The sequence below is a fragment of the Methylobacterium aquaticum genome (genome assembly GCF_001043915.1).
GTDB classification, from domain to species: domain Bacteria; phylum Pseudomonadota; class Alphaproteobacteria; order Rhizobiales; family Beijerinckiaceae; genus Methylobacterium; species Methylobacterium aquaticum.
In genome coordinates this window covers 1-7,791 of the sequence record NZ_LABX01000178.1, presented here as the reverse complement: position 1 = coordinate 7,791, position 7,791 = coordinate 1, and the positions used below count along the sequence as shown (strand labels likewise).

The 7,791-nt window shown below is 72.6% G+C and carries 7 protein-coding genes; 1 reads left to right on the top strand and 6 read right to left on the bottom strand.

Annotation, left to right across the window (positions count from 1 at the left end; genetic code table 11):
- The 6 genes from VP06_RS22225 to ccoG all read right to left on the bottom strand — a co-directional run.
- A partial coding sequence (locus VP06_RS22225) for a response regulator (RefSeq protein WP_048465973.1) occupies positions 1 to 318 on the bottom strand: 318 nt, incomplete at its 3' end.
- The gene (locus VP06_RS22220; RefSeq protein WP_048465972.1) at positions 308 to 1,858 is read right to left on the bottom strand and encodes a PAS domain-containing sensor histidine kinase; all 1,551 of its coding nucleotides are present in this window, start codon (positions 1,856 to 1,858) and stop codon (positions 308 to 310) included. The genes VP06_RS22220 and VP06_RS22225, both read right to left, overlap by 11 nt.
- 275 nt (positions 1,859 to 2,133) lie before the next feature.
- Entirely contained in the window at positions 2,134 to 2,271 is a 138-nt protein-coding gene (gene ccoS, locus VP06_RS34130; protein WP_063928418.1) for a cbb3-type cytochrome oxidase assembly protein CcoS, read from the bottom strand.
- Between the two features lie 12 nt (positions 2,272 to 2,283).
- Positions 2,284 to 4,590: a heavy metal translocating P-type ATPase gene (locus VP06_RS22215; protein WP_048465971.1), complete on the bottom strand. Its 2,307-nt coding sequence runs from the start codon at positions 4,588 to 4,590 to the stop codon at positions 2,284 to 2,286.
- An 18-nt stretch (positions 4,591 to 4,608) separates the two neighbouring features.
- On the bottom strand, positions 4,609 to 5,115 hold the full coding sequence (locus VP06_RS22210; protein ID WP_048465970.1) for a FixH family protein: 507 nt from the start codon (positions 5,113 to 5,115) through the stop codon (positions 4,609 to 4,611).
- Positions 5,116 to 5,117: 2 nt separating this feature from the next.
- A complete protein-coding gene (ccoG, locus tag VP06_RS22205) occupies positions 5,118 to 6,638 on the bottom strand; it encodes a cytochrome c oxidase accessory protein CcoG (RefSeq protein WP_082167551.1) in 1,521 nt (506 codons plus the stop codon).
- 278 nt (positions 6,639 to 6,916) lie between these two features.
- On the opposite strand from ccoG, the gene panB reads away from it, so the two are divergent.
- On the top strand, positions 6,917 to 7,741 hold the full coding sequence (gene panB, locus VP06_RS22200) for a 3-methyl-2-oxobutanoate hydroxymethyltransferase (protein ID WP_048465969.1): 825 nt from the start codon (positions 6,917 to 6,919) through the stop codon (positions 7,739 to 7,741).
- Positions 7,742 to 7,791: the final 50 nt, after the last annotated feature.

Below are 7,791 nucleotides of genomic sequence, written 5' to 3'. Positions count from 1 at the left end.
GAACGGCTTCTCGATGAAGTCGGCCGCGCCCTCCCGCATCGCCGCGACGGCGAGCGGCACGTCGGCATGGCCGGTCATCACGATCACCGGCACCGCCTCGCCGCGCGCCTTCAGGCGGCGCAGCAGTTCCACGCCGTCGAGGCCCGGCATGCGGACATCGGTGACGATGCAGCCGGACGGCCGCGCGACCGCCTCCAGGAAGGCGACGGCCGAGTCGTGCAGCCGCACCGGGATCCCGTCGGAGGCGAGCAGGAAGGCGAGGGACTGCCGGACCGCGAGATCGTCGTCGACCACATGCACCAGCAGGTCATCGGGCATCGTCCAGCTCCCCCCTGTCCACCGTCCGCAGGCTGAAGCGGAAATCGGTCCCCTGCCCCGGCCGGGACTCGGCCCGGATCTTGCCGCCATGGGCCTCCACGATGGTGCGGCAGATCGACAGGCCGACCCCCATCCCCTGCGGCTTGGTGGTCACGAAGGGCTGGAACAGGCGCGCCGCCACCTCCGGGGCGAGGCCCGGGCCGGTATCGGTGACGCCGACCTCGACGAGCCCCTCCTCCGGCAGCGCCCGCGTGCTCACGTGCAGCTCGCGCTTGCCCGAATCCTGCATCGCCTCGATGGCGTTGCGGATCAGGTTGAGCAGGACCTGCTGCACCTGGATCCGGTCGGCCAGCACCAGCGGCGCCTCCGGGTCGAGGGCGAAGGTGACGTGCACGCCGCGCTCCTTGGCGCCGACCAGCGCGAGCGCGCTCGCCTCCTCGATCAGCTTGGGCAATTCCTCGATGTGGCGCTCGCCCTCCCCGCGGGCGACGAACTCGCGCAGGTGCCGGATGACCTGCCCCGCCCGCAGGGCCTGGTCGGCGGCCTGGTCGACCGCGCCGGCGAGCATCGCCATCTCGGGCGCCGTCGTGCCGGCGCCCTGCATCCGGTCGAGCAGACGCCGGCAGCCCTTGAGGTAGCTGGCGATGGCGGTCAGCGGCTGGTTGATCTCGTGGGCGAGCGTCGAGGCCATCTCGCCGAGCGCGGTGAAGCGCGACATGTGCACCAATTCGGATTGCAGTTCCTGCAACCGGGTCTCGGTGCGCTGGCGCTCGGTGAGGTCGCGGATGAAGCCCGTGAAGTAGCGCGCGCCCGAGGAGCGCATCTCGCCGACCGCCAGCTCCATCGGGAAGGTCGAGCCGTCCTTGCGCTGGCCGACCACGACGCGGCCGATCCCGATGATGCGCCGCTCGCCGGTGGCGAGGTAGCGGGCCATGTAGGAATCGTGCCGGCTGCGATAGGGCTCGGGCATCAGCAGGCTGACGTTGCGGCCCACCACCTCCTCGGGCGCGTAGCCGAACTGGCGCACCGCGGTGGCGCTGAAGGACTGGATGCGGGCCGCCTCGTCGATGACCACCATGGCGTCCGGCACCGTCTCGAGGATCGAGCGCAGATGCGCCTCGCGGGCACGCAGATCGGTCTCGGCCTGGCGCTGCGCCCGGATGCTGAACACCACCCCGCGATGGCGCAGCGGCCCGCCCTCCGGGTCGATCTCGACGGTCCCGCGGGAGCGCAGCCAGTCGGTCTCGCCGTCGGGCCGCACGACGCGGTAATCGACCTCGTAGCTGCCGCCGCGGGCGAGCGCCCGCCGGATGGCCGCCGCCCGGGCCGCGCGGTCGTCGGGATGGACGAGGCTCTGCGTCGCCTCGAAGGTGGCGAGGCGCTCGGGCGGCACGCCGAACAGCCGGGCCCCGCTCGGCGAGACGGTGATGCGGCCGGTGGACGGGTCGAGCGACCAGAAGCAGATCCCGACCTCGTCGAGCGTCCGCCGCAGCTCGTCGGCGTTCGGGGAGCCGGGGGACGGCGTCTCGGGGATCGTCATGGCCGAAACGGGGCGACAGCGACCCGTCCGGGTGAAGATTCGCCGCACCGCCCATCGTCCGCGCCCATGCGGTCACCGTCTCTCGCCCCGCCCGGATGCCTCACCCGGCGCGGCGCAAGGTGCCCCAGGCCAGGCGGGAATGCCAGTGCGGCCAGCCGTCTTTGTCAGATCTTCAGGTCATGCGACGTTCGCAGCATTCGTCGCGTCGACGGAGCGCCCCTCTCCGGGCGCTTCCGCGCTCGACGGGGTTGGGGATGGACCGGGCGACGATCGTCTCATTCGTCCGACAGGGCCCGCAGCTCGGCCCCCTCGATGTCGTCGTACTGGCCGGACCGCAGGGCCCACAGGAAGGCGCCAAGGCCGAGCCCGCCGAGGCAAAGCGCGATCGGGATGACGAGGAGAAGCACGCTCATCGGAACCGGTCCTCAGAGGGCGGGGGCGACGACGGCCGGGGCCGGCGCGGCGGCGGGCTCCCACCTTTCCGGACGGGAGCCCCGCGCCCGCAGCGCATTGAGCGTGACGACCACCGACGAGCCCGACATGGCGAGCGCCGCGATCAGCGGGGTGAGCCAGCCCGCGGCGGCGAGCGGCACCGCGACGAGGTTGTAGCCGGCGGCGAGCCACAGGTTCTGGAGCATCAGGGCCTTCGCCCGCGCGCCGACCGTGAGGACCGACAGGACCGGGGCGAGGCTGCGGCCGAGGAACAGGGCGTCGGCGGCGGCCTGGCTCACATGCGCGGCGGTGACCGGCGAGAGCGAGGCATCGGCGGCGGCGAGCGCGGGCGCGTCGTTGAGCCCGTCGCCGACCATCAGCACCCGGTGGCCCGCCTGCTTCAACGCCGCGATGCGGGCGATCTTGTCCTGCGGCGTCAGGCCGGCCTCCCATTCCGCGATGCCGAGCCACCCGGCGACCGCCGCCACGGCCGAGGGCCGGTCGCCCGACAGGACGACCACCCGGCGGCCGCTGGCCCGCAGCGACGCCACCACCTCGGCCGCATCCGGGCGCAGGGCCTGCCGCACCGGATAGGCGACGGGCGTCCCCTTCCCGGCCCGGAAGCAGATGACCGACGCCTCCGGATCGGCGGCGAGCGCCGCGGCGGCCTGGTCTTGCGCATCGCAGAAGGCCGGGGAGCCGAGCCTCGATTCGACGCCGTCGACCAAAACCCGCACGCCGAGCCCGGCGGCCTCCTGCGCCCCCGGCCAGGGCCCGGCGCCGGGCACCGCCTTGGCGAGCGCCGCGGCCATCGGATGGCGGCTCGACAGGGCGAGGCGCGCGGCCTGCGCCAGGACCGCCGGATCCCCGGACGCCGCCAGGACCGGCTCCGGCAGGGTGAGGGTGCCGGTCTTGTCGAACACCACCGCGTCGATCCCAGCCAGGCGCTCCAGGGCGGTGCCGTCGGCGAGCAGCACGCCGTCGCGGAACAACGCGCCCGCCGCGACCACCTGGACGGCGGGGATCGCGAGGCCGAGCGCGCAGGGGCAGGTGACGATCAGCACCGCGACCGCGATCATCAGGGCGGCGTGCGGGCCGGCCCCGGCCAGGAGCCAGACGACGAAGGCCAGGGCGGCGGCGGTGTGGACCAGGGGCACGTAGAGCCGGGTCGCCCGGTCGGCGAGCACCAGCGTGCTGGACCGCGCCTCGAGGGCACGCCGCATCAGCCCCTCGACCTCGTCGAGGAGCGTGCCGCCCGACGCGGCCGTGACCGTGACGACCAGCGCCCCGTCGCCGTTGAGGGCGCCGGCATGGACGGTGGCCCCCTCCTCCACCGGGACCGCGGCGGTCTCGCCGGTTACGAGGCTGCGGTCGAGATCCGAGCGGCCGCGCTCGACGATCCCGTCCACCGGCACCCGTTCGCCCGGACGCACCAGCACGCGCTCGCCGGGGGCGAGGTCCGACAGCGGCACGTCCCGCACCGACCCGTCCGGCGCGATGCGGGCGGCCGTCTCGCTGCGCAGGGCCGCCAGGTTCTCGGCCAGCGCCCGGGTGCGCCGGCGCATCGCCTGATCGAGCACCCGGCCGATCAGCAGGAAGAACAGCAGCATGATCGCGCCGTCGAAATAGGCGTGGGTGGCCCCGCGGGCCGTCTCCACCACCGACATGACCAAAGTCAGCACCACCCCGAGGGTGATGGGGAAGTCCATGGTAATCCGCCCGGCCCGCAGGCCCCGCAGCGCCCCCTCGTAGAAGGGCCGGCCGGCATAGGCCGCCGCCGGCAGGGCGACCAGCGCCTGGATCCAGTGAAAGAGGTCGCGGTTCTCGGGCGTCATGTCGGAGACGTTGCCGGCCCAGACCGAGATCGCCAGGAGCATCACGTTCATCGAAGCGAACCCCGCCACCGCCATGGCGCGGATCAGCCGCTCGGTCTCCGCCGCCTCGGCATCGGCCGGCCGGCGCGGGTCGAAGGGATGCGCGGCATAGCCGAGGCGATCGAGCCGCTCCAGGATCGCGCCGATCTCCGGCTCGGCCTCCGGCGCCCACGCGACCGCGAGGCGCCGGTCGGAGAGGTTGAGGCGCGCCCGCGCGACGCCCGGGATCTCCGACACGCCGCGCTCGATCGCGCTCATGCAGGCGGCGCAGCGCACGCCCTCGACGGCGAACTCCGCTCGGGCCATGCCCGCGGGGTCACGGGAGACGAAAGCCTCGTAGTTGCGCCCGAGGGAGGGCGTCGTGTTCGCCTCGCTCCAGGCGGCATGGGCCTCGACATAGGCGAGGGCGGCGTCGGTGCAGCACATCGGATCGCGTCCCGGACGTTATTCGAGGGTCAGGCGACGCTCGCGCCGCAATTCGACCCCATCGGGCCCCAGCACCTCGACGACGAGCCGCCACTGGCCGCCCGGCAGCATCGCGATCCGTCCGGCATAATGGCCGGGCGCCGTCTCGGCGAGGGCGAGGACCCGGTCGGCGCGGGCGTCGGTCGGGCGCTCCAGCCGGGCGCGCAGGTCCTTGCCCGCCAGCGGATCCCCCGTCCTCTCCCGCACCACGACATCAAGCGTCGCGCCCGCGCCTGCCCGCGCCACGGCGCTCTCGAGGTGCCAGCCCCGGGCATCCTGCGCGCGGGCCCGGGCGAGGTCGGCATTGTAGACCTGGCCCGCATGGTAGGGCGAGGCGACTTCCAGGCCCGACCAGGTGCGAAGGGCCGACGCGACGAGGACCGCATCGGCACTCGCGATGGTGCCGAAGAAGCCGACGAGGATGAGAAGCACGCGCCGTCCGGTCAGGCGGAAGGGCGGGGCGGCGGCGAGGGGACGGGCGGACATGGTCAGGGCGCCTTGAAGTGGTCCTGCGCGAGGGCGGTCTCGCCGGAGGCCGGATCGGCCAGGCGGAAGGTCAGCGGGATCGAGCCGGCGGTGCCGGGCGGCGCGAAGACGAGGACGCGGACTTCCCGCGTCGCGTCGGCCGGCACCGCGAGGCGCGCCTCCGAGGCGCCGACGATCTCGGTGCGGGCGCCGGGCAGCCCCTCGACGGCGAGGGTCAGGTCCCGGGCGAAGGGGCGCTTGTTGATGACCCGCACCGTGTAGCCGTTGCGGATGCCGCCATCCGAGAGCGTGACGAAGAGCGGGTTGCGGTCGTGCAGGACGTTCACGCCGGTGAAGCTGCGGGTCGCCAGCGTCGTCAGCATGAAGCCGCCGATCCCGGCGACCAGCAGCCCGTAGGCGATGGTGCGCGGGCGCAGGATTCTTTGCCGTGGCGGCTGGCCCTCGGCCCGGCGCCGGCAATTCGCCTCGGTGTCGTAGGCGATGAGGCCGGTGGGGCGCCCGAGCTTCACCATGACGGCGTCGCAGGCATCGGCGCAGAGGCCGCACTGGATGCACGGCATCTGGAGGCCGTCGCGAATGTCGATCCCCGCCGGGCAGGCGGTCACGCAGGCGAAGCAATCGACGCAGTCGCCGGCCGGCTGCCCGGCGGCGCGGAGCAGGGTGGCCTTCTTGACCGAGGCGCGGGGCTCGCCACGATCGACCCGGTAGAGGATGTTGAGCGAGTGCTCGTCGGTGAGCGAGCCCTGGATGCGCGGCCAGGGGCACATATAGGTACAGACCTGCTCGCGCATGTGGCCGGCGAGCATGTAGGTCGTCGCGGTCAGCGTCAGGATGGCGAAGACGGCGGCGGGCGGGGCCTGGAAGGTCGCGAGCTGATGCACCAGCGTCGGCGCGTCGGCGAAGTAGAGCACCCAGGCTCCGCCGGTCCACCAGGCGATCAAGAGCCAGATCGAATGCTTCATGGTGCGCAACGCGGCCTTCTCGATCGACCACGGCGCGGCATCGAGCTTCAACCGCTCCCGGCGGTCGCCCTCGACCAGGCGCTCGATCGCCAGGAACAGGTCGGTCCAGACCGTCTGCGGGCAGAGATAGCCGCACCAGACCCGGCCGGCGACGGCGTTCATCAGGAACAGGATCAGGGCCGCCAGGATCAGGAGGCCCATGATGTAGGTGACCTCCTGCGGCCACAGCTCGATGAAGAAGAAGTAGAGCCGGCCCCGGTCGAGGTCGATCAGCACCGCCTGCGACGGCGCGCCCGGGCCCCGGTCCCAGCGCAGGAACGGCACCAGGTAGTAGATGCTGAGCGTGACGGCGAGGATGATCCACTTCGCGGTGCGAAAGCGCCCGCGCACCGCCTGCGGCTGGATCTTGCGTCGCGCCTCGTAGAGCGCGCCGTTGGGCGCCGAGACGACCCGCCGGGTCGCCGCCGCCCCGAACGTCTTGGTGCGGCCTTCGATCAGGGTCGTGCGACCTCCGGTCGGAGGCGTGGTTTGTCGTGTTCGCACGGGTTCCGTCGAGGCCATCGCCGCTTGTCCAATTGCCCGGAAACGGGCGCGAGAGTCCTAGGAGGCGGGCCGGGTGGCGGCATTGATCTCGCGCAATTCTCGGGGCGGCCCCGGTCTCCATGGCCCGCGCCTGGACGACGAATGCGAGCAGGCGATCGGACGAGCCCTTCGCCCTGGTGCACCCGCACGGTTCGGGACCAGAATGCCGTCGGGTGCAAATCGGATGGCGGTGCCAAACCTCCAGGCGCCCGGGATCAAGAGCGGGCCGTGGCCCGCCGGAACGAGGACTTCGTGCCATGTCGCAGGTCGTGGACTCCCGCCGCCTCACGGCCCTGGATCTCGCCAGGCGGAAGGCGGAAGGTCGCAAGATCGTCGCGCTCACCGCCTGTCACGCCCAGATGGCCGGCCTCCTCGACGCCCATTGCGACTTCATCCTGGTCGGCGATTCGCTCGGCATGGTGATGCACGGGCTGGACTCGACCCTGCCGGTGACCCTGGAGATGATGATCCTCCAGGCGCAGGCGGTGATGCGTGGAACGGCCAGGGCCCTGGTTGTCGTCGACATGCCGTTCGGCTCCTACGAGGCGAGCCGGGAGCAGGCTTTCGCCAGCGCGGCCCGCATCCTCAAGGAGACGGGCGCGGGCGCGGTGAAGCTCGAGGGGGGTGCGCGCTTCGCCGAGACGGTGGCCTTCCTGACCCAGCGCGGCGTCCCGGTGATGGGCCATATCGGCCTCACACCGCAATCGATCCACACGATGGGCGGCTTCCGGGTGCAGGGGAAGGGGCCGGACGGAGCGCGCCTGCTCCTGGAGGATGCCCGGGCGATCAGCGAGGCCGGAGCCTGCGCGATCGTGCTGGAGGGCATCGTCGAGCCGGTGGCCCGCGCCATCGCGGGCGCGCCGGAGGTCACGGCGCCGACGATCGGCATCGGCGCCTCGCCGGTCTGCGACGGCCAGATCCTGGTTCTGGAGGACATGCTCGGCCTGTCCGAGCGGACCCCGAAATTCGTGAAGCGGTTCGGGACGCTGCGGACCCAGATCGACGCGGCGGTGCGCCTCTATGCCGAGGAGGTCCGGGACGGACGCTTCCCCGGCGATGCGCAGACCTACGGTGAGCGCTAGAGAAGCTTCACGATCGCGTGGCAATCGCGAAGCTTCTCTCGCTGTTTGAT

Bases quoted from the DNA above. Each gene is read 5' to 3' on its own strand.
- VP06_RS22220 (WP_048465972.1), bottom strand. From the start codon at position 1,858: ATGACGATCCCCGAGACGCCGTCCCCCGGCTCCCCGAACGCCGACGAG.
- ccoS (WP_063928418.1), bottom strand. From the start codon at position 2,271: ATGAGCGTGCTTCTCCTCGTCATCCCGATCGCGCTTTGCCTCGGCGGG.
- VP06_RS22215 (WP_048465971.1), bottom strand. From the start codon at position 4,590: ATGTGCTGCACCGACGCCGCCCTCGCCTATGTCGAGGCCCATGCCGCC.
- VP06_RS22210 (WP_048465970.1), bottom strand. From the start codon at position 5,115: ATGTCCGCCCGTCCCCTCGCCGCCGCCCCGCCCTTCCGCCTGACCGGA.
- ccoG (WP_082167551.1), bottom strand. From the start codon at position 6,638: ATGGCCTCGACGGAACCCGTGCGAACACGACAAACCACGCCTCCGACC.
- panB (WP_048465969.1), top strand. From the start codon at position 6,917: ATGTCGCAGGTCGTGGACTCCCGCCGCCTCACGGCCCTGGATCTCGCC.